21 protein-coding genes are annotated in these 24987 nt (G+C 71.5%); 19 read left to right on the top strand and 2 right to left on the bottom strand.

The features are described from left to right. The first annotated feature begins 5 nt into the window (after positions 1 to 5). The 15 genes from ABZ810_RS45580 (at position 6) to ABZ810_RS45510 (ending at position 14806) form a co-directional block, all read left to right on the top strand. Complete coding sequence (locus ABZ810_RS45580) at positions 6 to 755, top strand: ABC transporter permease (RefSeq protein ID WP_358414432.1); 750 nt, start codon at positions 6 to 8, stop codon at positions 753 to 755. A 3-nt stretch (positions 756 to 758) separates the two neighbouring features. After that, entirely contained in the window at positions 759 to 1604 is an 846-nt protein-coding gene (locus tag ABZ810_RS45575) for an ABC transporter permease (RefSeq protein ID WP_358414343.1), read from the top strand. Next, on the top strand, positions 1601 to 2854 hold the full coding sequence (locus tag ABZ810_RS45570; RefSeq protein WP_358414340.1) for an MCE family protein: 1254 nt from the start codon (positions 1601 to 1603) through the stop codon (positions 2852 to 2854). Before ABZ810_RS45575 ends, ABZ810_RS45570 begins: the two co-directional genes overlap by 4 nt. Continuing rightward, complete coding sequence (locus tag ABZ810_RS45565; RefSeq protein ID WP_358414337.1) at positions 2851 to 3891, top strand: MCE family protein; 1041 nt, start codon at positions 2851 to 2853, stop codon at positions 3889 to 3891. The genes ABZ810_RS45570 and ABZ810_RS45565 overlap by 4 nt, the downstream gene beginning before the upstream one ends. After that, positions 3888 to 4994, top strand: a complete 1107-nt coding sequence (locus tag ABZ810_RS45560) for an MCE family protein (RefSeq protein WP_358414334.1) — start codon at positions 3888 to 3890, stop codon at positions 4992 to 4994. The genes ABZ810_RS45565 and ABZ810_RS45560 overlap by 4 nt, the downstream gene beginning before the upstream one ends. After that, positions 4994 to 6061, top strand: a complete 1068-nt coding sequence (locus tag ABZ810_RS45555) for an MCE family protein (RefSeq protein ID WP_358414332.1) — start codon at positions 4994 to 4996, stop codon at positions 6059 to 6061. Before ABZ810_RS45560 ends, ABZ810_RS45555 begins: the two co-directional genes overlap by 1 nt. Further along, positions 6061 to 7272: an MCE family protein gene (locus ABZ810_RS45550; RefSeq protein WP_358414330.1), complete on the top strand. Its 1212-nt coding sequence runs from the start codon at positions 6061 to 6063 to the stop codon at positions 7270 to 7272. The genes ABZ810_RS45555 and ABZ810_RS45550 overlap by 1 nt, the downstream gene beginning before the upstream one ends. After that, a complete protein-coding gene (locus ABZ810_RS45545) occupies positions 7272 to 8522 on the top strand; it encodes an MlaD family protein (protein ID WP_358414328.1) in 1251 nt (416 codons plus the stop codon). Before ABZ810_RS45550 ends, ABZ810_RS45545 begins: the two co-directional genes overlap by 1 nt. Continuing rightward, the gene (locus ABZ810_RS45540; protein WP_358414325.1) at positions 8519 to 9019 is read left to right on the top strand and encodes a hypothetical protein; all 501 of its coding nucleotides are present in this window, start codon (positions 8519 to 8521) and stop codon (positions 9017 to 9019) included. The genes ABZ810_RS45545 and ABZ810_RS45540 overlap by 4 nt, the downstream gene beginning before the upstream one ends. A gap of 10 nt (positions 9020 to 9029) precedes the next feature. Next, a complete protein-coding gene (locus ABZ810_RS45535) occupies positions 9030 to 9584 on the top strand; it encodes a hypothetical protein (protein WP_358414322.1) in 555 nt (184 codons plus the stop codon). 31 nt (positions 9585 to 9615) lie between these two features. After that, positions 9616 to 10425, top strand: coding sequence for a hypothetical protein (locus tag ABZ810_RS45530; RefSeq protein WP_358414319.1), 810 nt, complete (start codon positions 9616 to 9618; stop codon positions 10423 to 10425). Between the two features lie 26 nt (positions 10426 to 10451). Then, positions 10452 to 10979, top strand: a complete 528-nt coding sequence (locus ABZ810_RS45525) for a hypothetical protein (RefSeq protein WP_358414316.1) — start codon at positions 10452 to 10454, stop codon at positions 10977 to 10979. Between the two features lie 104 nt (positions 10980 to 11083). Continuing rightward, positions 11084 to 12157 carry a PHB depolymerase family esterase gene (locus ABZ810_RS45520; protein ID WP_358414313.1) on the top strand — a complete coding sequence of 358 codons (1074 nt, stop codon included), beginning with the start codon at positions 11084 to 11086 and terminating at the stop codon, positions 12155 to 12157. Between the two features lie 274 nt (positions 12158 to 12431). Then, a complete protein-coding gene (locus ABZ810_RS45515; protein WP_358414310.1) occupies positions 12432 to 13652 on the top strand; it encodes a helix-turn-helix domain-containing protein in 1221 nt (406 codons plus the stop codon). A 65-nt stretch (positions 13653 to 13717) separates the two neighbouring features. Continuing rightward, positions 13718 to 14806: a DUF4192 domain-containing protein gene (locus tag ABZ810_RS45510; protein ID WP_358414307.1), complete on the top strand. Its 1089-nt coding sequence runs from the start codon at positions 13718 to 13720 to the stop codon at positions 14804 to 14806. Positions 14807 to 15454: 648 nt separating this feature from the next. Here ABZ810_RS45510 and ABZ810_RS45505 read toward each other — a convergent pair. Beyond that, positions 15455 to 15826 (bottom strand): hypothetical protein, encoded by a 372-nt coding sequence (locus ABZ810_RS45505; protein WP_358414304.1) that lies wholly within the window; start codon positions 15824 to 15826, stop codon positions 15455 to 15457. 266 nt (positions 15827 to 16092) lie between these two features. On the opposite strand from ABZ810_RS45505, the gene ABZ810_RS45500 reads away from it, so the two are divergent. The 4 genes from ABZ810_RS45500 to ABZ810_RS45485 all read left to right on the top strand — a co-directional run bounded on the left by ABZ810_RS45500 (position 16093) and on the right by ABZ810_RS45485 (position 21144). After that, entirely contained in the window at positions 16093 to 16836 is a 744-nt protein-coding gene (locus ABZ810_RS45500) for a polysaccharide deacetylase family protein (protein ID WP_358414301.1), read from the top strand. A 930-nt stretch (positions 16837 to 17766) separates the two neighbouring features. Next, on the top strand, positions 17767 to 18294 hold the full coding sequence (locus tag ABZ810_RS45495; protein ID WP_358414298.1) for a DUF1707 and DUF4870 domain-containing protein: 528 nt from the start codon (positions 17767 to 17769) through the stop codon (positions 18292 to 18294). A 124-nt stretch (positions 18295 to 18418) separates the two neighbouring features. Continuing rightward, positions 18419 to 19786 carry an FAD-binding oxidoreductase gene (locus tag ABZ810_RS45490; RefSeq protein WP_358414295.1) on the top strand — a complete coding sequence of 456 codons (1368 nt, stop codon included), beginning with the start codon at positions 18419 to 18421 and terminating at the stop codon, positions 19784 to 19786. A 92-nt stretch (positions 19787 to 19878) separates the two neighbouring features. Then, positions 19879 to 21144 carry a class I SAM-dependent methyltransferase gene (locus tag ABZ810_RS45485; protein ID WP_358414292.1) on the top strand — a complete coding sequence of 422 codons (1266 nt, stop codon included), beginning with the start codon at positions 19879 to 19881 and terminating at the stop codon, positions 21142 to 21144. 57 nt (positions 21145 to 21201) lie between these two features. Here the strand turns inward: ABZ810_RS45485 and ABZ810_RS45480 are convergent, their stop codons facing one another. Beyond that, the gene (locus ABZ810_RS45480) at positions 21202 to 24978 is read right to left on the bottom strand and encodes a hypothetical protein (RefSeq protein ID WP_358414289.1); all 3777 of its coding nucleotides are present in this window, start codon (positions 24976 to 24978) and stop codon (positions 21202 to 21204) included. Between the last annotated feature and the right edge of the window lie 9 nt (positions 24979 to 24987).

Here is a 24987-nt window from a genome sequence, read left to right as displayed (position 1 = left end):
ACGCGATGCGGACCATCGGACAGGTGTTCCAGCTCGCGGCGACCGTGATCGGGCTGCTGTTCCGCACGAAGTTCCAGTTCCGCGAGTTCGTCGACCAGTTCTGGTTCATCGCGAGCGTGACGATCCTGCCGGCGTCGATCGTGTCGATCCCGTTCGGCGCGGTCACGTCGTTGCAGGTGGGTTCGCTGATCCAGCAGCTGGGCGCGGAGAGCTTCACCGGCGCGGCCAGCGTGCTGGTCATCATCCAGCAGGCGAGCCCGATGGTGGTGGCGCTGCTGGTGTCGGGCGTGGCCGGGTCGGCGATGTGCGCCGACATGGGCTCGCGCACGATCCGCGAAGAGATCGACGCGATGATGGTGCTGGGCGTCTCGCCGATCGAGCGGCTGGTGGTGCCGCGGGTCGTGGCCTGCATGGGCGTCGCGGTCCTGCTCAACGGGCTGGTCTCGGTCGTCGGGGTGAGCGCCGGCTACTTCTTCAACGTCTTCATGCAGGACGGCACGCCGGGCGCCTACCTCGCGAGCTTCTCCGCGCTCGCCCAGCTCCCCGACCTGTACGTGGGCCTGGTCAAGGCGCTCATCTTCGGCTTCATCGCCGGGGTCGTCTCGTCCTACCTGGGCCTCAACCCCGGCAAGGGCCCCAAGGGCGTGGGGGACGCGGTCAACCAGTCCGTCGTCTACGCGTTCCTCGTGCTCTTCGTCGTCAACATGCTCCTCACCGCGATCTATCTGCAGGTCGTCCCACCGAAGGGAGGATGACCGATGAGCATCCCGTTCCCCGGCAGAAGGGCGCTCCGGAACCCGGGCCGTGCGTTCCGGTTCCTGGACCAGCCCGGCGACCAGCTCATCTTCTACACGAAGACGCTGCTGTGGACGCCGCGCACGATCCGCCGGTACCTCAAGGAGGTCCAGCGGCTGCTGTCGGAGGTCGCGTTCGGCAGCGGCGGCCTCGGGGTCGTCGGCGGCACCCTCGGCGTCATGATCGCGATGACGCTGGCGACCGGCGTGGTCGTCGGCATGCAGGGTTACTCGGCGCTCCAGCAGATCGGGTCGGCGGCGTTCACGGGCTTCGCGTCCGCGTACGCCAACACCCGGGAGATCGCGCCGCTGGTCTCCGGCCTGGCGCTGAGCGCGACCGTCGGCGCGGGCTTCACCGCCCAGCTCGGCGCGATGCGCATCAACGAGGAGATCGACGCGCTGGAGGTCATGGGCATCCCGAGCCTGCCCTACCTGGTGACCACGCGGATCGTCGCGGGCACCGTGGCGATCATCCCGCTGTACGGGGTCGGGCTGGTCAGCTCGTACTTCTCGGCGCGGGTCGTCACGACGGTGTTCAACGGGCAGTCGGCCGGCACCTACGACCACTACTTCGGGTTGTTCCTGTCGCCGGTGGACGTGCTGCTGTCGTTCCTCAAGGTCTTCATCTTCAGCGTGATGGTGATCATCTCGCACTGCTACTACGGCTTCCGCGCCGCCGGGGGACCGGCGGGCGTGGGCCAGGCGGTCGGCAAGGCCGTGCGCACGTCGATCCTGCTGATCGGCATCACCGACTTCTTCATGAGCCTGGCGATCTGGGGGACCACGACGACGGTGAAGGTGGCCGGATGAGCAAGGGGCGGCGGAGAACGGAGCAGGGCGACATGCTCCGGCGCAGGCTGGCCGGGGTCGTCTTCCTGCTGGTCCCGGTGCTGCTGGTGGTCCTGTCGATGGCCGTGTACGACAAACGGTTCACCAGGGTCTCGATGGTGACGCTGCACGCGGCGAGCACGGGCAACTCGCTGCACCAGTACGCGGACGTCAAGCTGCGCGGCGTCACGGTCGGCGAGGTGCGGGAGATCCGCGCCAACGGCTCCGGCGCGACGCTCAGGCTGGCGATCCATCCGGACAAGGTGAGGATGCTCCCCTCGAACGTGTCGGCCCAGATGTTGCCGACCACGCTGTTCGGGCAGCGGTACGTGGCGCTGATCCCGCCGCTGCGGCCGAGCCCGCAGCGGCTCGTGGCGGGCAGCGTGATCAGCCAGGACCGGTCGTCCAACTCGATCGAGCTGCAGCAGGTGCTGGACGACATGTTGCCGCTGCTCACCGCGATCGAGCCCGCGAAGTTGTCGTTCACGCTGAGCGCCATCGCGCAGGCGCTGGACGGCCGCGGCGCGCAGCTCGGCACGACGATCGTCGAGCTGGACGCCTACCTGAAGAAGATGAACCCGACGCTGCCCGCGCTCAACCGCGACATCACCGAGCTGGTCGCGCTGACCCGCAACTACAGCGACGCGGTCCCCGAGGTGATCCAGGCGCTCAACGACGCCACGTACACCAGCCGCACGCTGGTCGACCAGCAGGCGGGGCTGAGCACGGTCTACTCGTCGGTGACCGCCGCCTCCCAGGACCTCACCGACTTCCTGAACGAGAACTCCCAGAACATCATCCGGCTGTCGGCGCACAGCAGGCCGAGCCTCCAGGTGCTCGCCAAGTACTCGCCCGAGCTGCCCTGCACGCTGCGCATGCTGAACGACTTCATCCCCAGGATGGACGAGGTCCTCGGCAAGGGCACCAAGCAGCCCGGCCTGCACGTGAACGTCACGACCATGCGGTCCAAGGGTGCCTACCGGCCCGGCCGGGACAGGCCGGTGTACCGCGACAAGAGCGGCCCCGACTGCTACCCGGTGCCGTACGCCGCGAACGCCTCGACGGTCAGGATCAGCCGTGGCGGGCTCGGGCTGCCCAACTCCCCGGAGGAGAACCGGCTCATCAACGAACTGCTCGCCCCCGGCCTCAACGAGGTGCCGGGCGCCCTCCCCGACTGGAGCAGCGTCCTGCTCGGCCCGATCTACCGAGGCAAGGAGGTGACGGTCCGATGAAGAGCCGGAGCATGGCACGCCCGCTCGTCAAGTCGCTGCTCTTCGTGGCGTTCACCGGTCTGGCCACGGCCGTCCTCGCGGTCAGCATCGCCCAGACCAACGTCGGCGACACGCGCGGCTACACGGCCCGCTTCACCGACGCGTCCGGGCTCCGCGAGGGCGACAGCGTGCGGATCGCCGGCGTGCAGATCGGCCGGGTCGACGGCGTGCGCGTCACCGAGCGGCGGATCGCCCAGGTGAAGTTCTCGATCGAGCGCGACCGCACGCTGCCGGCGTCGGCGACCGCCACGATCAAGTACGTCAACCTGGTCGGGCAGCGTTACGTCGAGCTCGACCGCGGCACCGGTTCCACCGGCACGCTCCGGCCCGGCGCCACGATCCCGCTCGAACGCACCAAGCCCGCGCTCGACCTCACCCAGCTGTTCAACGGCTTCCGCCCGCTGATGCAGGCGCTGTCGCCGAACGACATCAACAAGCTGGCGGAGTCGATCATCCAGGTCTTCCAGGGCGAGGGCGGCACGCTGGAGACGCTGCTGTCCACCATCGGCTCGCTCACCAGCACGGTCGCCGCCAGGGACCAGGTGATCGACCAGGTCATCGCCAACCTCAATGGGCTGCTCGACACCCTCAACGGCCGCAGCGGCCGGGTGGTGGAGCTGGTCGACACGCTGCAGCGGCTCGTCTCCGGCCTCGCCGCCGACCGCCGTCCGATCGGCGAGGCGATCGGCGCGCTGGACGACCTGGCGCGCAGCACCGCGGGCCTCCTGGAGGTCGGCCGGGACCCGCTGAAGAAGGACATCGCGCAGCTGGGCCGGCTCTCGGGGAACCTGGCGGACGAGTCGGCCACCCTCGACAAGTTCCTCAACACGCTGCCGGTGAAGATGAACGCCATCGGCCGCCTCGGCTCGTACGGCTCCTGGATGAACCTCTACCTGTGCCAGGCCTCGCTGTCGGGCGTCCAGTACGAGCAGTACCCCGACTCCCGGCGCCCGCCGCCCACCGGCATCCCGATCACCCAGGCGAGGTGCACGTCATGAGCAGGACGAAGGGCGCCCCCGCCGGGCGGCCCGCGCGCGGCCCGGCCCGCCTCCGCGGGCCCGCCCGCCTCCGCCGGCCGCTGTTCAAGCGGGTGCGGGACCGCAACCCGATCACCGTCTTCATCGTCGGCATGGTGTTCTTCACCGTCCTCGGCGCGGCCGCGTTCCGTGCCGCCGACCTGCCGGTCATCGGCGGCGGCACCACGTACCGCGCCGACTTCAGCGAGGCGGCCGGGCTGCGGCCGGGCAACGAGGTGCGGGTCGCCGGCGTGAAGGTCGGCAAGATCACCGGGGTCAGGCTGGACCGGGGCAGGGTCAGGGTCACGTTCCGGGTGAAGGACGCCTGGGTCGGCGACGCCAGCACCGCCGCGATCTCGATCAAGACGGTGCTGGGCGACAAGTACCTGGCCGTCGACCCGCTCGGCACCGGCCCGCAGGACCCGGACGCCACCATCCCGGTCGCCCGGACGATGTCGCCGTACGACGTGACCGCCGCGTTCGACGACCTGAGCACCTCGCTGGTCAACCTCGACTCGGCGAAGCTCGGCGAGAGCCTCCAGACGCTCTCCGCGGCCTTCGCGGGCACGCCGCCCGCGATGCGCAAGGCCCTGACCGGCGTCACGGCGCTGTCGAAGGTGATCGCCGAACGTGACAGCGAACTCAAGCGGCTGCTCGCCGGGACCAACAAGTTCTCCGGCACGATGGCCGGCCAGACCACGCAGGTGGAGACGTTGCTGCGCGACGGCAACCTGCTGCTCGCCGAGCTGCGCAAACGCCGCGACGCCATTCACGGGCTGCTCGTCGGCACCCAGAAGTTGTCGGCCGAGCTGTCCGGGCTGGTGGACGACAACCAGAAGCAGCTCGCGCCGGCGTTGCGGTCCCTCGACCGGGTCGCGGCGCTGCTCGAACGCAACAGGTCCGACCTCAACCGGGCGTTGTCGGTCGCCGGCCCCTACACCCGGCTGCTCGGCAACTCGCTCGGCAACGGCCGTTGGATGGACGGCTACCTCTGCGGCGCCGTCCCGCCCTCGTACCACCTGCCGCCCAAGCAGGCGGAGCAGCAGAAGCCCGGACGGTGCCAGCCCCCCAAGCGAGGCCGCTGATGCAGCAGACCATCATCCTCAACGACCGGCGCGCCCGGCGGTACCGGCGCGTGCGCCGGGCCCTGACGGTCGCGATCGCCGCGGTCATGGCGGTCGTGCTCGTCGCCGTGGCGTTCTCGGTCCTGACGGGCCGGCCGGTCACGAAGATCACGGCCTACTTCACCCAGGCGGTCGGCGTGTACGTGGGCTCCGACGTCCGCGTCCTCGGCGTGAAGGTGGGCACCATCGACTCGGTGCGGCCCGAGCCCACCCGGGTCAGGGTCGTGCTGAAGGTCGACCACGGCGTGGAGATCCCGGCGAACGCGGGGGCGCTGGTGATCGCGCCGAGCGTCGTCGCGGACCGCTACATCCAGCTCACCCCGGCCTACACCGGCGGCACGAGGATGGCGGACGGCGCCGTCATCCCCGGCGACCGCACCGGCACCCCGGTGGAGATCGACACCCTCTACGGGACGGTCAAGAAGCTCGCCGCCGACCTCGGGCCGAACGGGCTCAACAAGAACGGCGCGCTGTCGAACGCCCTCCGCACCGGTGCCCGCAACTTCGAGGGCAACGGCCAGGCGACCGGCGAGACGGTCGAGCAGCTCGGCAAGGCCGCCAGGACGCTGAACGGCTCGCAGAAGGACCTGTTCGGCACGATCGTCCACCTGCAGAAGTTCACGACCATGCTGCGGGCCAACGACTCCCAGGTCAGGCAGGCCGAGCAGCAGCTCGCCGACGTGACCGGGTTCCTCGCCGCGGACCGCGAGAACCTGGCCGCCGCGCTGCGGCTGCTCGCCGAGGCCCTCGGCAAGGTGAAGACGTTCATCCAGGACAACCGCGCGCTGATCAAGGCGAACGTGGACAAGCTCGCCTCGATCACGCAGGTGCTCGTCGACCAGCGGCGTTCCCTCGCCGAGGCGCTGGACGTCCAGCCGCTCAACGTGCAGAACGTCCTCAACGCCTACGACCCGACCCTCCGCGGCCTCATGGGCCGCGGCAACCTCAACGAGCTGAGCATGGGCGGCGCCGCCACGACGAGCGCACCGCCGCTGCCGCTCCCGGCCGTGAACGGAGGTGGCGGCTGATGCGCCGCCTCGCATCCATCGGTCCCAGGGCCGCGTCGCTCGGCCCCAGGGCCGCGCTGGCCGCGCTGGCCGTCTCCGTGCTCGCCGGTTGCAGCGGCGGCGGGGTCAGCGGCGTGCAGGACCTCCCGCTGCCCGGCGGCGCCGACGTCGGGAAACGCCCGTACGAGGTGAAGGCCCGGTTCGCGAACGTGCTCAACCTGGTGCCGCAGTCGGCGGTCAAGGTCAACGACGTCGCGGTGGGCCGGGTCAGCAAGGTCTCGCTGCCGGCCGGCGGCTGGGAGGCGGAGGTGACGCTCCTGGTCAACGGCGACGTCAAGCTGCCCGCGAACGCGTACGCGCAGCTGCGCCAGTCGAGCCTCCTCGGCGAGAAGTACGTGGCGCTGACCCCGCCGTCCACCGGCGCGACCGGCACGCTCGCCGACGGCGGCACGATCCCGGCCGAGCGGACCAACCGCAACCCCGAGATCGAGGAGGTCTTCGGCGCGCTGTCGCTGCTGCTGAACGGCGGCGGGCTCAACCAGATCAAGACGATCACGACCGAGCTCAACAACGCGCTGAACGGCAACGAGCCGCAGGTCAAGTCGATGTTGCAGCAGGTCACCAAGCTGACGTCCACGCTGGACGGCAACAAGCGGGGCATCACCGACGCGCTGGACGGGCTCAACCGGCTCTCCGCGACGCTCAACGGCCGCCGCGCGCAGATCAACACGGTGCTGGACGACCTGGAGCCGGGCCTGAAGGTGCTCGAACGGCAGCGCGGCGCGCTGGTGGGCATGCTCGAGGCGCTCGACCGGCTGTCGGGGATCGCGGTGACGACGATCGACAAGAGCAGGGACGACATGGTCGCCGACCTGAAGGCGCTGGAGCCGACGCTGCGCAAGCTGGCGGACTCCGGCACCGACCTGCCGCGCTCGCTCCAGGTGCTGCTGACCTATCCGTTCACCGACGCGGTGCTGCCCGCGATCAAGGGCGACTACCTGAACGTGTACCTCACGGTGGCCGCCGTTCCCGGCACGCCGAAGCTCGTCCCGCCGATCACCGCGTCGACGTCCCCGGCGCCGGCCGGAAAGCAGGCGCCCGCCGGGAAGCAGACCCCCGCGGGCGAGCAGGCGCCGGCCGGGCGGCGGGAGGCGTCGCCGCCACTGCCGCTGCCGTCGGCCGGCGGCGCCGAGACGGTCGCGCCGCCGACCGTCGGGGGAGGGCAGGGCTGATGATCACCATGGTGACCCGGGTCAAGGTGTGGGCCTTCGCCCTGCTGGCCGTCATCACGCTCTCGTTCGTCGGCGTCCGCTACGCGAACCTGGGCGGCTACGTCGGCTACCGCGACTACTACGTGGTGAACGTCGACCTCGCCGAGGCCGGCGGGCTCCTGCAGTACGCGGACGTCACCTACCGCGGCGTCTCGGTCGGCCGCGTCGGGCCCATCCGGCTCACCGACGACGGGGTCGTCGCGGAGCTGCGCATCAAGAAGTCGGCGCCCAAGATCCCGCAGAGGAGCGCGGCGCTCGTGGCCAACCGTTCCGCGGTCGGCGAGCAGTACATCGACCTGCGCCCCGAGGTCACCGGCGGCCCGTACCTCGCGGCCGGCGCCCGGATCGACCGCGCCTCCACCCGTACCCCGGCCCCGGTCACCGACCTCCTGCGCAGCGTCAGCGACCTGTCCCGGTCGGTGCCGCTCGACGACTACCGGACGATGATCAGCGAGCTGGGCACCGCGTTCACCGGGCAGAGCCAGAACCTCCAGGCGCTCCTGGACAGCGGCGCCGCGTTCACCCGCGAGGCGAACGCGCACGTCCAGCCGACCACGCGGCTCATCGTCGACAGCGAGGTCGTCCTGCGCACGCAGAACCAGGAGGCCGGCTCGCTCAAGGCGTTCGGCACCAACGCGCGCCTGCTGGCGCGGCAGCTGCGCGAGTCCGACGGCGACTTCCGCAGGCTGGTGGCCGCGGCGCCCGGCGCGTCCGAGCAGTTCGCCGGGCTCGTCCGCGACCTCGACCCCAACCTCAGCGTGGTGCTCGCCAACCTGCTCACCACCTCCGACATCCTGCTCACGCGGGTGAACGGGCTGGAGGAGCTGCTGGTCAAGGTGCCCCACGCGGTCTCCGCCGGATCGTCGATGATCGACAACGGCAAGCTCAACTTCGGCATGGTGACCACGTTCTTCCAGCCGTTGCCCTGCACCCAGGGGTACGGCGGCACGCGGTACCGCAACGGCCTGGACGTGTCGGCCGGGCCGCCGCTCAACACCGCCGCCCGCTGCACGATGCCCGCCTCCAGCGGCGTGAACGTGCGCGGCGCCGCCAACGCCCCGCGCGGGGGAGTGCCGGTGCCGGCGCGTCCCGACTCGCTCATGAGCGCGGCAGGCGACCCGTCGCTGCCCGGCGCCCTCGGCCTGCCCGCGCTGACCGCCACGACGACCGGTCTCGGCGGGCTCCTCGGGCTGAACGGAGACAGGGAATGACCGCGACCCGCCTCGGCACGCTCCTGATCGCCCTCGCCCTGGTGCTCCTCGGCTGGTCGGGCTGGTCGCTCCACCGGACCTGGAACGCGGGCGGCGACGACCTCGGCAAGGACCGCGACCTCGTCCTCACCACCGGCAAGCGGCACGTCGCGGCGCTCAACAGCATGGACTGGAACCAGAGCGACGCCGGGCTGCGCCAATGGCTCGCGTCGTCCACCGGACCGCTCCACGACCAGCTCAAGCGCGAGTCGGCCACGAGCCGGCAGAAGATCCTCAAGGCCCGCACCAGCGCGGCCGCGACGGTCGACGACGCCGCGGTGTTGTCGCTGGACGTGCGGTCCGGCACGGCACAGATCATCGCCACGGTGCGGGTCAGGCTCACCCCGGTCACCGGGCAGCCCACCGTCCAGCGCAAACGTTACGAGGCCGGGCTCACCCGGACGCCCGCGGGCTGGAAGCTCAAGTCGCTGACCGCGATCCCGGTCGGCGCGGGCTGAGGAGAACACGATGGCGACCATCATCGAGGACCCGTCGACCGAGGACGACGAGCACACCGCCGTCCGTTCGCGCCGGCCGTTCGTCCTCCGCCTCTGCGTCGCGGTGGTGATCGGCCTCGCGGCGGCCGGCCTGTTCGCCCTGCGCGGCCAGGCGGGCGGCGAGACGTCTCCCAACCGCGCCCTCACCGACGCCGACGCCACCACCAAGGCCGTCGGCGACGTGAGCAACGCCCTCACCCGGATCTTCACCTACTCCTCGGCCGACACCGCCACCGCCGAACGTGCCGCCGCCGAGTCCCTGACCGGCCGCGCCGCGGCCGACTACCGCCGCCTGTTCGCCCAGGTCGAGCGGCAGGCGCCGGCCGGCGGCCTCAGCCTGAGGACCCGGGTCGTGCGCGCCGGCCTGGTCAGCCTGACCGGCGACCGGGCGCGGCTGCTGGTGTTCCTCGACCAGGTGACCACCCGGAACGGCAAGCCCGGCGCCTCGACGGCCGCCGCCCAGCTCTCGGTCACCGCAGTGCTCCAGGACGGTCTCTGGCGCATCACCGAGCTCACGTCCCGCTGACCCGACGATCTCGCCGAAGGGGGTGACACCGATGGCCGACGAAGCCGCGGTGGGCGTCATGGAGGAAACCGACGAGCCCAAGCCCGAGGACAAGGCCAAACCCAAGCCCGAGGCCGAGGCCGAGCCCAAGCCCGAGCCCGAGGACAAGGCCAAACCCGAGGACAAGACCAAGGCCGAGCCCGAGGACAAGCCCGAGGACAAGGTCAAGACGCAGGATGAGGCCGCCTCGGAGGACGAGTCCGAGCCGGACGAGGAGCCCGAGCCTGAGCGGAAGAAGGAGGCACGGGCACGGGCACGGCCGCGGACGTCCGCACGGGTGCGGGAGCGTGACCCGGTGCGGGATCCGGTGGGGGTGGTGGCGATCGTGCTGGTCTCGATCGCCGCGCTGGCCGCGCTGTGGTCGGGGTGGTCGTGGTACGGGGCGGAGCACGACGACTCGCTGGCGTACTCGCGGCTGCGCGACCAGGCGCTGCAGAGCGGCGAGCAGGCGGTCCAGAACCTCAACACCCTGGACTACCGGACGCTGGACGCCAGCCTGCGCTCCTGGCAGGACTCCACCACCGGCAAGATGAACTCCGACATCGTGCAGGGCCGGGCGACCTTCGAGCAGCAGACCCAGCAGGCCAAGACGGTCACCAGGGCGCGGATCCTGGAGAGCGCGATCACCGAGCTGGACGCCCACGCGGGCAGGGCGCGGGTCATCGTCGCGGTCGAGATCGTCGTCACCCCGCCGAGCGGCGCGCCCGCCACCAAGCGCGACCGGCACATCGCCGAGCTGACCAGGACCTCGGCGGGCTGGAAGGTCAGCGCCCTGGGCCCCGCCCCCGTCGGCAACTCCTGAGAAACGCGGACCGCGAAGGACCACCCATGCTCACCAGATTGTCCACCGTCCTCGGCGCAGTGACGGTCCTGCTGGGCGGTTTCACCGTCTGGTCGCACCAGCAGGCCGGCGATCTGCGCGCCACCCCGGCGACCCGCAACGTGGCGCTCACCGACAACGCCCGCACCAGCGAGGTGAAGGGCTCGGTGAACGACGTCGTCAACACGGTCTTCTCCTACAACCACACCGACATCGGCAAGACGGAGCGGGCCGCCAAGGATCTGCTCGTCGGCAAGGCCGTCCGGCAGTACGACACGATGTTCGCCCTGGTGCGCAAGTCGGCGCCGGAGCAGAGGCTCGTGCTCACCACGACCGTCACCGACAGCGCGGTGAAGATGTTGCAGGGCGACCGGGCCCGGCTGCTGATCTTCGCCGACCAGCGCAGCACGCGGGGGACGGACGGCAAGAGCTCCTACGCGGGCGCCATGCTCGCCGTCGACGCCGTGCGGCGGTCCGGCCGGTGGAAGATCTCGAACATCGACACCTTCACCGGGGGTACAACCTCGAATCCGTAGCGCGATCTTGTGCCCCGGGAGTATGCCGGAACCCACAAACCAATTGGTTTTTCACGCGTCCCACCTCTAGCGATCATCCCCATCGGGCACGCAAGATCGGCGGCATGAGAATCATCATGCGGGCGGCTCCGCTGATGGTGGCCATGGTCCTCATCAGCAGCGCCCACCCCCTGCCCGCGGTGGCCGTGCCCGTCCGGCCCCAGGCTCCCGCCTCGACGGCGGCGCCGGCCCAGCCCCCGGCGACCTCCGATCCGGCGGCGTCCGCCCAGCCCACGACGACGGCCCAGCCCACCACGACCGCTCAGCCCACCACGACCGCTCAGCCCACGGCGCCGGCGGACCCGACGACGCCCGGCACGCACGCGCGCACGCTCACCATGCCCACGTTCAACTGGCTCATCAGGGAGAAGTGGGAGCGGCGGTACCTGCTGCACGTGCCCGAGCGGCGGCGCGGCGGCCCGCCGCCGCTCGTGATCGCGCTCCACGGCGGCCTCGACGACAGCGCCTACATCCAGAAGCAGAGCGGCCTGGACGCCGTCGCAGACCGGCACGGCTTCGTCGTCGCCTACCCCGACGGCTTCGTCCGCACCTGGAACGCCGGCGGGTGCTGCTCGTTCGCCCGCCTGGCCGGGGTGGACGACGTCGCGTTCATCGACGAGCTGATCGCCACCCTCGTCAGGGAGAAGCTGGCCGACCCGCGGCGCATCTACCTGACCGGGTTCTCCAACGGCGGCGGCATGGCGTACCGCTACGTGTGCGAACGCCCGGACAGGGTCGCCGCGATCGGCGTCGTCTCCGGCGCGCTCGCCACCCTCTGTCCGAAACGTCCCAAGGTGTCGCTGCTGGCGTTCCACGGCACGTCCGACTTCTCGGTGCCCTACAACGGCGGCGGCAACATGGACTTCGACGTCAAGGTCCCGTTCCTGCCCGTGCAGACGGTCGTCGACATCTGGCGGAGGCTGGCCGCCCTGCCCGCGCTCAGCCACAACTACTTCAACAAGGCCGCCACGAGCTGCCTCAGCACCGGCCGGGCCCTGACCGAGGTGGCGCTGTGCACGGTGACGGGCGGCGGGCACGAGTGGCCCACGCCCACCCGTACGGCCGGAGTGGAGGGCACCGAGATGTTGTGGTCCTTCTTCGCCGCGCACCCGCGTCCGGCCGGGCAGACCACACCCTGATATCTGGGACGCGGGATCCCGCAAGAGCAGGTTGTAGGTGGTACGCACCCGAGGGTGGCCCGATCACCGGGCCGCTCTCGGCGCGTCCGGGGACTCACCTTCGTTCAACTCCGCGCAGGCTTTTGACCTTGAACAACATTCGGTCTTGTCAGCCGGGGTCACAATCGGCGCGCTAAAGCTCGCACCGTTTTGACAATCAATGCGGGAGGCGGATGCGCCATTCTTGTGGGACTCGGGGTATCACAGTGGTCCGTTGTTGCAGGGAGCCGCGACGATGACGCAAGCGCAGCTGGACGTCAGTCCCTTCGAAGCCATCCCCCGGGACATCGCACGGCGCATGCGGCCGCACGCGGCCCGGACCGGCCAGCAGCAGCTGACCGTCGTCACGCCGGCCGCCGCGGTCCCGGGCGACCCGCGCGCCGCGAAGATCCGGGAACGCATCGTTCAGGGGCTCGAGCACTTCTACGCGCTCGTCGAGGACCCGCACGCCGCCTGGCAGCGCATCACGCCCATCTACGTGGAGCTCGGCCGGGAGATGGCGCGCGACGGCCAGGACCTCGACGAGGTCCACCGGCTGGTGTGCCAGACCGCCCGTTCCGCCTGGCGCGCCATCACGGGCATGGCCGACTCGCTCGACATCGACCGGGCCACGCTCGGCCTGATCGCCGACGCGCAGTTCAGCTACATGGACGCGGTCTCCGCGCTCGTCACCCAGGGGTACGAGATCGAGCTGGCCGGCAGCAGCGAGGCCGTCCACCGCCGCCGCGCCCGGCTGCTCAACCTCCTGCTCAGCGAACCGCCCGCGCCCGCCGAGCTGATCAAGGACGCGGCCCGCACCGCGGAGTGGCGGCTGCCCCGCGTCGTCGCCGCCGTCGCGCTCTACCCGCGCGGCGTGGCCGACTTCCGGCCGCCGGCCCTCCCGCCGGAGGTGCTCGTTGACCCGGCCGCCTCGCCGCTCGTCCTCGTCCTGCCCGACCCCGAGGGGCCCGGCCGCCTGCGCATGCTGGAGCCGCTCCTGCGCGACTGGACCGTCGTCGTCGGGCCCGCCGTCCAGCCCGCCGAGACGGGCAAGTCGCTCCGCTGGGCTCGCGAGGCGCAGGCCCTCGTCCGCCGCGGCGTCATCCGGGACGGCGAGGTCGTGCGCTGCATGGACCACGTGCCGACCCTCGCGATCTTCCGGGCCGAGGAGCTGATCGAGCACGCCGCGGTCGCCCGCCTGGCCCCGCTGCGCTCGATCTCGCCCGTCCAGGCCGAACGCCTCTCCGAGACGCTCCTCTCGCTCCTGGAGAACAAGTTCAACGCCACCGAGGCCGGCAACCAGATGCACGTCCACCCGCAGACGGTCCGGTACCGGCTGCGCCGCCTGGAGCAGCTCTTCGGCGACGAGCTGTTCGACCCGCGCCGCAGCCTCGAGCTCGAGATGATCCTGCACGCCAAGCTGGGCGGCACCCGCGGCAAGGAGGACCGCGTGACCGTCGCCGCCGCCAGCGAGTGACCGGCGTTTTCCACAGAACGTGATTCCACTGTCGCTCTCCGCGGTGCGCTGCGAACGTTGCGGCCATGAAGACACGACTGGTCATCCGTTCACCGCAGGACGCGATCGCCGCCGTCCCGTACCTGCTGGGCTTCCATCCGTCCGAGAGCCTCGTCGTGATCGGCTACGACGGGCCGCACGACACGTGCGCGATGCGGCTGGACTTACCCCAGCCCGACGCGGCCGGACGGGTCGCCACCATGCTCCGGCACAACGGATTCCGCCGGGCGCTCCTGCTCTGCTACGGCACCGCCCAGGCGGTCACCCCCACGGTGCAGGCCACCTGGGAGGCCCTGACCGAGGGCGGCCTGGAGGTGGCCGACGCCATCCGCGTGACCGGCGACCGCTGGTGGTCGCTCACCGACGAGTGCTGCCCTGACGGCCACCCCTACGACAGCTCCTCCACGGTCGTCGCGGCCGAGGCCACCCTCGCCGGCCAGGTCGCTCTCCACGACCGCGCCGAGCTCGCCCGCACCATCGCACCCCTCGAAGGCCTGCCCCGCGCCTCCGTACGCCGCGCCACCGACCACGCCGAGACCCGCTTCCTCTCCTGGGCCCGCGAGGGCCTGGCCCCCGCCCAGATCCAGGCCCGCCTCCTCCACCGCGCGGTGCCCCTCCTGGGCCTGAGCGGGACAGCCGCCGCCCTGTCCGACGACGACATCGCCTGGCTGGGCATCGCCCTGACCAACATGCGCGTCCGCGACGAGGCCTGGCTGCGCATCGACAAGGACGACCCGAGCTCCGACATCGCCTTCTGGCGCGACGTCCTGCGCCGCGTGGAGGAGCCCTACGCCGCGGCCCCCGCCTGCCTCCTGGCCATCGCCGCCTACGCCTCCGGAGACGGCGGCCTGGCCAACCTCGCCCTCGACCGCGCCGAAGACTCCGACCCCGCCTACTCCCTGGCGTCCCTGCTCCGCGCCGTCATAGCCGTCGGCATCCCCCCGTCCGAGCTCCGCCTCTCCCTCACCCCCGAGGCCCTCGCCACCGCCTACACCGACCCCGAGCCCGCCTACACCACCCGCGCCTACACCGACCCCGCCTACACCGACCCCGCCGCGCCACCCCACCAGAGAGAGGAGCCCGACCTGACCAACGATCCGCGGCCTGACCCCTGACGCGAGGCGGCCCCAAGACCCCCTTGCCCGCCTTGCCGGCCGCTCAAGGCCCCGGACCGCCCCCACCGGCCCGGGGCCACCCCGCCGCCCGGTCACCCACGCGCCAGCGAAGAACCCGAGCCAACCCGAACCCTGCCAGACCTCACCTCGCCGCAAGCCGTACTGCCCCGTGGACCCGCGAAGGCGGACGCCCGGTCACGCTGTCGCGCGGCCTCCCACCGTGCGGCCAGTCCGGCGTGCGCATGTCCCACGGTGCGGCCGCCCCATCGCGCGACCTCCCACCGCGCGGCTGGCTCGGCGTGCGGTCGGCCCATCGTGCGTCCGGTCCGGCGTGCAGTTGTCACGGTGCGGCCGGTCCGACGTGCGGCTGGCTCGGCGTGCGGATGTCTCACCGTGCGGCTGGCTCGGCGTGCGGATGTCCCACGGTGCGGCTGGCTCGGCGTGCGGATGTCCCACGGTGCGGCTGGCTCGGCGTGCGGATGTCCCACGGTGCGGTCGGTCCGGTGTGCGGATGTCCCACTGTGCGGTCGGCCCATCGCGCGGTCGGTCCGGGGTGCAGTTGTCCCACGGTGCGGTCGGCCCGGCGTGCGGGTGTTCCACGGTTCGAAGCGCGGTCGTGTGGGAGTGCGGTCGTGTGCGTGGGGTGGGTTAGGAGGAGACGGCTTCGCCGGGGGAGCCGGGGTCTATGCGGCGGTCGCGGTGGCGCTCGTTCCAGGCGCGCATGCGGGGCGGGTAGCCGACGATCTGCACGTCGTAGATGGGGAGGCCCAGGTCGCGGGCCACCTTGGCGATGACCTTGGGGGCCCCGACGCGGCGGCGGGTCCACTCGCCGTCGTGGGCGACGGCCACGGCGGTGGTGTCGGTGGCGAAGGTCTCGGGCTCCACGAAGAACTCGACACCCTGCTTGGCGCGCGCGAACGCGATCAGCGCCTCGATGTCGGAATCGGTGGCCTCGCGGTCGAGCTTGGTGACCGACGAGCCACGGTGCTTGCGGATCCCGAACCGGTCTCGGAACCTCATCGCCTGTCCCGTCCTTTGTCGACGCCCCGGAGTGAACCCGGGGCAGTGGGCGAGTAAGACGATAACGATCGTTCAGGTGCATTGGGTTCCACGCCGGTCACGATCTTGCGGAGACCGTGAAGGTTTGCGCTTCCTGTGACCGGGCTCGCCCATACACTTGCGGACCGTAAGGATCATCTTGGCGTCGAGGGAACACCTGCATGCGGGGAACGGTCGTGGCCAGGCGATGGGCCACAGTGGCCGCGGCACTGGCGGTCGCCGGATGGATGAGCACTCTGACGGGTGGCGAGCCTCCCCAGCGGGCGGAGCTTGCCGCCGTGCGGGCGCCGATCACCAAGCCGCCGCCGGCACCTCCACCGCCGCCGGTCGTGCAGGCGCCGCCGCGCAAGATCGACTGCAGGGCGGCCAAGTGCGTCGCGCTGACGTTCGACGACGGGCCCATGCCCAGCACGACCAGGCTGCTGGAGATCCTGGCGGGGAAGAAGGTCAAGGCCACGTTCTTCGTGGTGGGCCGGAACGCGGCCGAGCGGCCCGACGTCATGCGGTCCGAGCTCGCGGGCGGGCACGAGCTCGCCAACCACAGCTACACGCACACCGACCTCGGGCGGGCGTCGGCCGGCCGCGTGCGCTCCGAGCTGCAGCGCACGCAGGACGCGGTCAAGCGGGCCACCGGGGTGACGCCCACGTTGATGCGGCCGCCCTACGGGTCGACCGACCGGGACGTCGCGGCGGTCACCAAGGAGCTCGGGCTCGCGCAGATCCTCTGGGCGGTCGACCCCCTCGACTGGCTCGACCGTGACCGCAGGGCCGTGGAGCGGAAGGTCGTGGCGAGGGTCCGTCCCGGGTCCATCGTGCTGCTGCACGACATCCACCCCACGACGGTCGCGGCCGTGCCCGCCATCATCGACCGGCTGGCCCGCAAGGGGTACGTCTTCGTCACGGTGTCGGAGCTGTACGGCAAGCCCCTCACGCCCGGGAGGAAGTACACCGAGCGCAAGCCCGGTCCTTAGCCAGGATCTCGGGGATCTGTGAGGCCACGCCATCTCGCGGGACTCGCTCGGCGCGGCGTTCCGGGCCCGGTCCTTGAGGCGCCCGGCCTTGAGCGTGTTACGCATCAGCCACGGGAACCGGCCGACGTGGATCCCGTCCACTGGCGTCGAGGGCATGCGACCCCTCCACGGCTTTGACAAACACCTATGTCTATTAGAGCCTGAGGTGATGGATGCAGCGACGACGGCGATCCTGGCCCAGCAGACGAGTCCCTTCGAATTGATGGGCCGCCTCATGGCCTTCGTGCTCGTGGTGGGGGTGCTGGTCACGGTCGTAGCGCTTGCGAGCAGGTCCTCGAACCGCAAGCGGCCGTCCTGGCAGCACCCGATGCATCCCGGGCAGGCGTATGGCGCGGGCCCTTACGGCCCGCCTGGCCCGCAGCCGCCCTACGCCCGTGGTCCCCAGCCGCCCCACGGCCCTGGCCCGCAGCCGTCCTACGGCCCTGGCCCGCAGCCGCCCTACGCCCCCGGTTCGCAGCCGCCCTACGCCCTTGGTCCGCAGTCGTCCTACGGCGCTGGCCCGCAGTCCTACGGCGCTGGCTCGCAGCCGTCATACGCGCCTGGTCCGCAGTCGGCCCACGGCTCTGATCCGCAGTCGTCCTACGGCCCTGGCCCTGTCCCGCAGTCGTCCTACGGCTCTGGTTCGCAGCCGCCCGCCGGGCCCGGACCTCGGCCGTCCTACGGGTCTGCCCAACACGGGCAGCCGGTGATGCCGCCGGACCAACCGCCGCCACCGCCGCCTACGAACTGAGATCTCAGGCGGCCGACGTCGGGGCCATGGCGACCTGTCCGGGTCATCGGCCGGGAGGAGGTGGCGCGGTACCAATCTCGGGGTTGAGCCAGGGACTTCCCCGATGGTGACCTTCCGCCCCGACGCTGAGGATGGAAGGCATGGAGAGCACCAACGTCGGTCTGCGGGTGTCGAACGCCGAACGGGAGCCGGTCATCGAACGGCTCCAGGAGGCCTACGCCGAGGGCAGGCTCGAACACAGCGAGTTCGACATGCGCATGCATCTGGCCATGACGGCCAAAACGCGGGGTGAGCTGGACGGGGTCCTGTACGACCTCGGCCCGGGGCCCGCGACGCCGGTGTTGCCCGGGGACAGCCCCTGGCACGGCCCGGAGCCCAGCGGTGAGGACCGGATGCTCGCGGCGGTCGCGCACGCGATCGGGTATCCGACGTCTTTCGTCGGCCCGCTGGTCCTGATGCTGGTGAGCGGCAAACGTTCGGAGTACGTGCGGCGGCACGCGCGGGAGGCGCTGAACTTCCAGCTGACCGTGCTGCTGATCACCATCGTGACGTTCGGGGTCGGGGCCATGCTGTTCGCGGTCACCTGGCTGGTGGCCGGGGTGGCCGCCATCGTCGCGCTCACCGGATCGTCGTTCCGATACCCCTGGATCCTGCGTCTCGTCAAGTGATACGTGTGTGCCGAATGCGGCTCGGATCGTTCACTTATTCCCCTCCCTGCCTGTGACGACCCTCTCGTCCCACTTATGTGGACCATACATGGGATGATCGGTTTACTAGGCGCGGGAGGGGTGCATGACGGAGCTTCTGATCAAGGATGATCACCGGCGCGCGGTGGAGGCACTGCGCAGGTCGTACGAGGCGATTCCGCCGGGGACACCGGTACGGCTGGCCAAGAAGACCTCCAACCTCTTCCGGTGGCGTGACCCGAACGAGGCCCCAGGCCTCGACGTGTCGGGCTTCGACCAGGTGCTCAGCGTCGATCCCGAGACGCGCACCGCCGAGGTCCAGGGCATGACCACCTACGAGGCCCTCGTCGACGCGACGTTGCCGTACGGCCTGATGCCCACGGTGGTGCCGCAGCTCAAGACGATCACGCTCGGCGGGGCGGTGACGGGGCTCGGCATCGAGTCGACGTCGTTCCGGCTCGGGCTGCCGCACGAGGCCGTCCTGGAGATGGACGTGCTGACCGGAGACGGCCAGATCGTCACGGCGACGCGCGACAACCAGCACCGGGACCTCTTCTACGGTTTCCCCAACTCCTACGGGACGCTCGGCTACTCGCTGCGGCTGAAGATCCAGCTGATCCCGGTCAAGCCGTACGTGCGGGTGCGCCACCTGCGGTTCGACGACGCGGCCGAGTGCGCGCGGGTGCTCCAGGAGGTCACCGCGTCCCGGACGTACGAGGGCGAGCCGGTCGACTTCATGGACGGCACGGTCTTCTCCGGCCGCGAGCAGTACGTGACGCTGGGCTTCTTCACCGACGAGGCCCCGTACACCTCCGACTACACCGGCCAGGGGATCTACTACAGGTCCATTCCGGAACGGTCCGTCGACTTCCTGACCGTGCGCGACTACATCTGGCGCTGGGACACCGACTGGTTCTGGTGTTCGGGCGCCTTCGGCGTCCAGAACCCGCTCGTGCGGCGGGTGTGGCCGGACAAGGCCAAACGGTCGGACGTCTACCGCAAGTTCGTGGCGTACGACCGGCGCTTCCAGGTCGTGGCGCGGGTGGAGCGCTGGCGCGGGCTGCGGCCCCGCGAGGACGTCATCCAGGACATCGAGGTGCCCGTCGAGCGGCTGCCCGAGTTCCTGGAGTTCTTCCACGACAAGGTGGGAATGAGCCCGATCTGGCTGTGCCCGCTGCAGGCGCGGGAACGCTGGCCGCTCTACCCGCTCGAGCCGGAGACGACCTACGTGAACGTCGGTTTCTGGGGGACGGTGCGGCTGCCGCCGGGCCAGATCCCGGAATACCACAACCGTTTGATCGAACGTAAGGTCGCGGCCCTTGACGGGCACAAGTCCCTCTATTCGACTGCTTTTTACAGCCGGGAGGAGTTCTGGCGCCATTACGACGGGGAAACCTATCGGCGTCTCAAGCAGACGTACGACCCCGCCGAACGGCTGCTGGACCTCTACGACAAGTGCGTGGGCGGGCGCTGACGCGCGCTCGCCGCCATCGGGGGAAGGCCCCGGACGGGGCCGATGGCGACCCCATCGCCCTCGCCGGGGCGAAGAGAGAGGGAGGGATGACGATGACGCTGGCCAGGGTCTTCGAGCGGCTCGCCGGGGCTGAGGCGCCAGTGGAGTTCACCGCCTACGACGGATCCCGGGCGGGGGTGCCCGGCGCCGAGATCCGTTTTCACGTGCGTTCGCCGTACGCGGTGTCCTACCTGGTGCATTCGCCCGGCGCGCTGGGGCTCGCCCGCGCGTACGTCAGTGGCATGATCGACGTCAGCGGCGACATGTACACGGCGCTGTCCACCATGCAGCAGGTGTTCGGTGAGGTGACCGGGCGCGAGAAAGCCAAGATCGTCGCCTCGGTGCTGGGGGACCCGCTGCTGAGGGCCGCCGTGACCCGCCGGCTCGACCCCCCGCCGCAGGAGGCTCCGTTCAGCCGCGTCCCGGGGTGGCTCCGTCACTCCAAGCGGCGCGACGCCAAGGCGATCTCGCACCACTACGACGTGTCCAACACGTTCTACGAATGGGTGCTGGGCCCGTCGATGGCGTACACCTGCGCCTGTTACCCCGAGGAACACTCCACCCTCGAAGAGGCGCAGTTCTTCAAGCACGACCTGGTCGCCAAGAAGATCGGTCTCGAGCCGGGCATGCGGCTGCTGGACGTCGGCTGCGGCTGGGGCGGCATGGTCATGCACGCCGCCAAGGAGTACGGCGTGAAGGCCCTGGGCGTCACGCTCTCCAAGCAGCAGGCCGAGTGGGCGCAGAAGGCCATCGCCGACCGGGGCCTGTCCGACCTCGCCGAGGTCCGGCACATGGACTACCGCGACGTGGCCGAGGAGGGCTTCGATGCGGTCAGCTCGATCGGCCTCACCGAGCACATCGGCAAGGCCAACCTGCCGTCCTACTTCTCGTTCCTGTACGGCAAGCTCAGGCCGGGCGGCCGGATGCTCAACCACACCATCACCCGGCCCGACAACCTGGCGCCGCCGATGAAGCAGGCCGGGTTCATCAACCGGTACGTCTTCCCCGACGGTGAGCTCGAGGGCCCCGGCTACATCCAGATGCAGATGAACGACGCCGGGTTCGAGATCCGCCACCAGGAGAACCTGCGGGAGCACTACGCCCGCACGCTCAAGGCCTGGTGCGCCAACCTCGACGACCACTGGGACGAGGCGGTCGAGGAGGTCGGCGACGGCATCGCCCGCGTCTGGAAGGTCTACATGGCCGGCTGCGTCCTGGGCTTCGAGCAGAACTGGATCCAGCTCCACCAGACGCTCGGCGTGAAGCTGGACGCCGACAACAACGCCCACATGCCGCTGCGGCCCACCTGGGCTTCCTGAGCGCTGAACGTGTGAGGCCCGCGCCGTCGCCGGCGCGGGCCTCACACGTTCGTGGGGTCAGACCCTCTTGGCAGGGTCACCCCCTCCGGATCCGCCGGTCGGCGGGTCGCCCTCGAGCTTGTTGAGCTTGCCCGGCCCGGGATCGGGCGCGGGACCGGCTCCGGTGGGCGGCCCACCGGCACCGGGCGCGGCGTTGCCGGACGGAGCACCGCCACCACTGGGCGCGCCGCCCGAAGGCGCCCCGCCACTGGGCGCACCGCCGGAGGGGGCGCCGCCGGAGGGGGCGCCGCCGCCCCGCGGCCCGTTGTCCCTGCGGCCGCCTTCACCGAGCTGGTTGCCGCGGTCCCGGTCCGGGGTGGAATCGCGGTCCCGGCCGCTGTCGCCGTAGTCGGGGTCGACGGTGTTGGAGCCGCTCCGCGCGCCGTAACGCTTGGGCTCGTCGTTCCCGGTGTCCGCCCGTCCGATGTCGCGCTTGCCCTTGTTGACCTTGCCCATCCGCATCCGGCGCTGGTGCGGCGACTCGTCCTTGTCGCGCTTCGGAGCGGCCTCGGGCGCCTCGGGAGCCTCGGGCGCCGGGCTCGTCGTCGGCTGCTGGTCCCGCAGCAGCAGGTCCAGGTCCTTGCCCTCCTGACCGGCCTTGTAGCGGTAGACCGCCTGCAGATCACGGGTCCGCTGCTGGTCCCGGGGCGTCATCACCCCGTACCGGTCGTTCGGGTTCATCGGGGTCTGTGACTCGTCGGCCATCCCGATCGTGGGGAACAGCCGCTGGAGGTACGCCCTGAGCTCGGGGTTGAAGTAGTCCTCGATGAACTCCTCGTCGTTGAGCCCGAGGAACTGCCCGAAGTCGCGCGTGCGCTTCTCCGCCCAGCTCAGGTTCTGGAAACGTTCGTACTCGTCCAGGTACCGGCCGGCCGCCGCCGGATCCTTCGCCAGCCGATCGGCCAGCGCGGTCAGGTTCCGGGCGAGCAGCCTGCCGTAGGTGATCTCCAGCCCCTGGGCGAACGCCTCCGCGGCGATGTTGCCCTTGCCGAAGTAGCCGACCCGGTGATCGACCACCTTGGGCACGCTGTCCGGCGTGAACCCGGGCGGCGCGGGCGTCATCGGTCGCGGCGCCCGTCCCGCGTCCCCCTCCATGCCAGTCGGAGGAGCAGCAGGCGCCCGCCCGGACCCAGGCTCGTTCCCCGGCGGACGTCCCGCCCCTGGATCAGTGCCCGGCGGAAGCCCAAGCCCAGGATCCGTGACCGGGGCACGCCCGGCTCCGGGGTCGGTGATGGGCGCACGTCCGACCCCTGGGTCGGTGACCGGCGGCCGTCCGACTCCAGGGTCAGCGATGGGCGGCCGTCCGACGCCGGAGTCGGTGATGGGGGCACGTCCGACCCCTGGGGCCGTGCCTGGCGCACGTCCGCTTCCCGGGTCGGTGACCGGCGGGCGCCCGGCCCCGGTGTCCGTGCCTGGCGCACGTCCGCCTGTGCCCGGCGAGCCGGACGGACGTTCGGCCGCTCCGCCGGACGGTCCCGGCTTCACCGGCTGCGGCCCGCTCGGCCGCGTCGGCCGCGGACCGTCCGTGTCGCCACCGCCGCCCCTGCCATCGTCGGCCTGGCCGCCGCCGTCAGGCATCCCCGGCCATCCGTACCTGTTCTGCCCATCAGGAGCGAGCCCAGCCCGCCCACTACCGCCACCCGCGTCTGAACCCGTACGCGAGCCACTGCCAGTGCCCGTACCGCTGCCGCTCCCCGCGCCGGTACCCGTACCGCGCCCGGCCCCGGTCTCTGTGCCGGTACCAGTGCCACGTCCAGTGCCGGACTCCGCGCCCGTACCGGCGCCGCGCCCTGCGCCGGTGCCGGCGCCGCGCCCTGTGCCGGTCTCTGTGCCCGCGCCGGTGCCCGTTCCACGCCCAGCGCCGGTTCCGGTACCTGTTCCCGTGCTGCGGGCGGAGCCCGGCCAGTCGATGCCCGTCACCCCGGTCTGGGGGAGCCGGGCGCGGCCGGGGGCGGGCCGTGCGTTGCCGGGCCATCCGGACGTCAAGCGGCCGGTGGGCGCGGGACCGGCGCGGCCAGTGCCGGTGGACTTGCCCGGCGCGGCGTCCGGAGCCGCGCCCGGCGCGGCACCGCGCCCTGGTGTGGTGCCCGGGGGAGTACCGCGTCCTGGGGTGGTGCCGGGGGTGGTGCCGCGGCCTGGGGCGGTGCTGCGGGCGTTGCCGCGCCAACCGGAGGCCGGGTCGGCGGGGGCGAGCCCGGCGCGGCCTGTGCCGGTGCCGGGCGCGGTGCCGCGGGCGACGCCTCTCCAGTTGGCATCAGGCAGGCGGGGCGCGGTACGCGCCTGGGGCGCGGTCGGGCCGGTGCGCGTCCAGTTCGGCCTGGTGCCGAGCTTGGGCCACTCGCCCTGGCCGCCGCCCGGAACCGGCCTGGTGCCGACTCCCGCCCGGTAGCCCTCGCCCGCCTTCCACCCGTAACCCTTGGACCAGGTGGCCTTGTCGAGGTCCTGGGCCGCCTTGACGGAGTCGGCGAACTGCACCCTGGCCCTGGTCAGGCGGTAGTTCGCCACGTACCGGGCGACGGGGTTCTTGGCACGGTCGAGGGCCGTCTGCGCGGCCTGCACGCGCTTCCAGTTCTCGGTCATGCCCAGCCGGACATCGGCGATCCGTGCCTGGCGCGCCCGGTCCAGGGCGCGGTTGGCCGCGATCACCTCCCACTGCGCCATCTGCCGGGCCCAGGGGCCCTTGCCCTGCGCCTGCCGCAGCTCGCGTGCGGCCTTGGCCGCCCTGTCCTCGGCGCGCGCCAGCCCGGCGTCCCGGACCATCTCCGACCGGGTCCGGTAGAAGTCCCCGGCCGCCACCGCGGCGGCCGTCCCGCTCATATAGCTCGGCGCCACCACGAAGTTGCGCATCGCCTGGCCCAGGACGGCCGATTCCTCCGCGGCCGAGACGGTCGGGCTCGTCGAGAGCCGCGGCGTGAACCAGCCGTAGTACAGCCGCTTTCCAAGGCCCACGCGCGGTCCGCCGGACGTCGGCCGCGTCCGGCTCCATGGCCGGGACGGGAACCAGCGTCCCGGCGAGGCCTCTCCTCCCGCGCGCCCGACGCCCGGCCCGCCTTCACCGGCGCCCGAGACACCGGGGACGTCCGGCCCGCCGTCGCCGGAGCCCGCGGCACCAGGGTTCTGCGGCGCGCCGGACGCCCGATCGTCGCCGTTGTCGGACACGAACGAGGCCGTCCGTACCGGGGTGGGGAGGGGCACCGGCACGCCGGGGAGCACGGGGAGAGCCGGGAGCGTGGGGGTTCCCGGCGGGACGGGAGCTGCGGAGCCTGCGCCGGGCTTCGTGCCTTCCGTTCGCGGTGCGGTGTTGCTCTGGCTCCAGGGCGAGCTCGGCGTCCGCTTGGCGGGGCGGGCGTCCCGTCCGCACTGAGGCCGACGGTCGGCCGGGCACGCCGACGACTCGCCGGACGGTGTCGCCGAACGCCGCTTCGCCACCGGCGTGGTCGGCTTGGACGTCGAACGCTTGGGCCGTGCACGTTCGGAGGAGCGCGGCGCAGGCTTCGGGGTCGAGCGGGTCTTGGGAGCGGAGAAGCCGGGCACAGGGGAACGGGGGAGCAGCCGTTCGATCGGCTGGTAGCGCGGCGGCGACGGCAGGGGCACCGGTGAGGTCCGGTTCGTCTGGTCGCAGAGGGCCGCCGCGAACCCGGTCTGCCCTTGGCAGAAGAACGGGGACGGGGCCGCGGACGCACGTTGCGCCGCCTGGGCCTCCCCGGCCGTGAACGCGTCGTAGACCAGGCCGCCGAAGACGGCGAAGGACAGGACCCCGACGGAGGTGAGGCCCACTCGGACGAGATGGATCATGACCTCCAC

It is taken from the genome of Spirillospora sp. NPDC047279, assembly GCF_040643285.1.
In the GTDB taxonomy this organism is placed as follows: Bacteria; Actinomycetota; Actinomycetes; order Streptosporangiales; family Streptosporangiaceae; genus Spirillospora.
Note: the sequence above shows the minus strand (reverse complement) of the source record. Positions and strands in the feature narration are given on the sequence as shown.

Coding starts and splice junctions, on each gene's coding strand:
- ABZ810_RS45520 (WP_358414313.1), top strand. CDS start 11,084: ATGAGAATCATCATGCGGGCGGCTCCGCTGATGGTGGCCATGGTCCTC.
- ABZ810_RS45515 (WP_358414310.1), top strand. CDS start 12,432: ATGACGCAAGCGCAGCTGGACGTCAGTCCCTTCGAAGCCATCCCCCGG.
- ABZ810_RS45540 (WP_358414325.1), top strand. CDS start 8,519: ATGACCGCGACCCGCCTCGGCACGCTCCTGATCGCCCTCGCCCTGGTG.
- ABZ810_RS45555 (WP_358414332.1), top strand. CDS start 4,994: ATGCAGCAGACCATCATCCTCAACGACCGGCGCGCCCGGCGGTACCGG.
- ABZ810_RS45550 (WP_358414330.1), top strand. CDS start 6,061: ATGCGCCGCCTCGCATCCATCGGTCCCAGGGCCGCGTCGCTCGGCCCC.
- ABZ810_RS45545 (WP_358414328.1), top strand. CDS start 7,272: ATGATCACCATGGTGACCCGGGTCAAGGTGTGGGCCTTCGCCCTGCTG.
- ABZ810_RS45530 (WP_358414319.1), top strand. CDS start 9,616: ATGGCCGACGAAGCCGCGGTGGGCGTCATGGAGGAAACCGACGAGCCC.
- ABZ810_RS45580 (WP_358414432.1), top strand. CDS start 6: ATGCGGACCATCGGACAGGTGTTCCAGCTCGCGGCGACCGTGATCGGG.
- ABZ810_RS45485 (WP_358414292.1), top strand. CDS start 19,879: ATGACGCTGGCCAGGGTCTTCGAGCGGCTCGCCGGGGCTGAGGCGCCA.
- ABZ810_RS45560 (WP_358414334.1), top strand. CDS start 3,888: ATGAGCAGGACGAAGGGCGCCCCCGCCGGGCGGCCCGCGCGCGGCCCG.
- ABZ810_RS45575 (WP_358414343.1), top strand. CDS start 759: ATGAGCATCCCGTTCCCCGGCAGAAGGGCGCTCCGGAACCCGGGCCGT.
- ABZ810_RS45495 (WP_358414298.1), top strand. CDS start 17,767: ATGGAGAGCACCAACGTCGGTCTGCGGGTGTCGAACGCCGAACGGGAG.
- ABZ810_RS45500 (WP_358414301.1), top strand. CDS start 16,093: ATGAGCACTCTGACGGGTGGCGAGCCTCCCCAGCGGGCGGAGCTTGCC.
- ABZ810_RS45480 (WP_358414289.1), bottom strand. CDS start 24,978: ATGATCCATCTCGTCCGAGTGGGCCTCACCTCCGTCGGGGTCCTGTCC.
- ABZ810_RS45570 (WP_358414340.1), top strand. CDS start 1,601: ATGAGCAAGGGGCGGCGGAGAACGGAGCAGGGCGACATGCTCCGGCGC.
- ABZ810_RS45525 (WP_358414316.1), top strand. CDS start 10,452: ATGCTCACCAGATTGTCCACCGTCCTCGGCGCAGTGACGGTCCTGCTG.
- ABZ810_RS45490 (WP_358414295.1), top strand. CDS start 18,419: ATGACGGAGCTTCTGATCAAGGATGATCACCGGCGCGCGGTGGAGGCA.
- ABZ810_RS45565 (WP_358414337.1), top strand. CDS start 2,851: ATGAAGAGCCGGAGCATGGCACGCCCGCTCGTCAAGTCGCTGCTCTTC.
- ABZ810_RS45535 (WP_358414322.1), top strand. CDS start 9,030: ATGGCGACCATCATCGAGGACCCGTCGACCGAGGACGACGAGCACACC.
- ABZ810_RS45505 (WP_358414304.1), bottom strand. CDS start 15,826: ATGAGGTTCCGAGACCGGTTCGGGATCCGCAAGCACCGTGGCTCGTCG.
- ABZ810_RS45510 (WP_358414307.1), top strand. CDS start 13,718: ATGAAGACACGACTGGTCATCCGTTCACCGCAGGACGCGATCGCCGCC.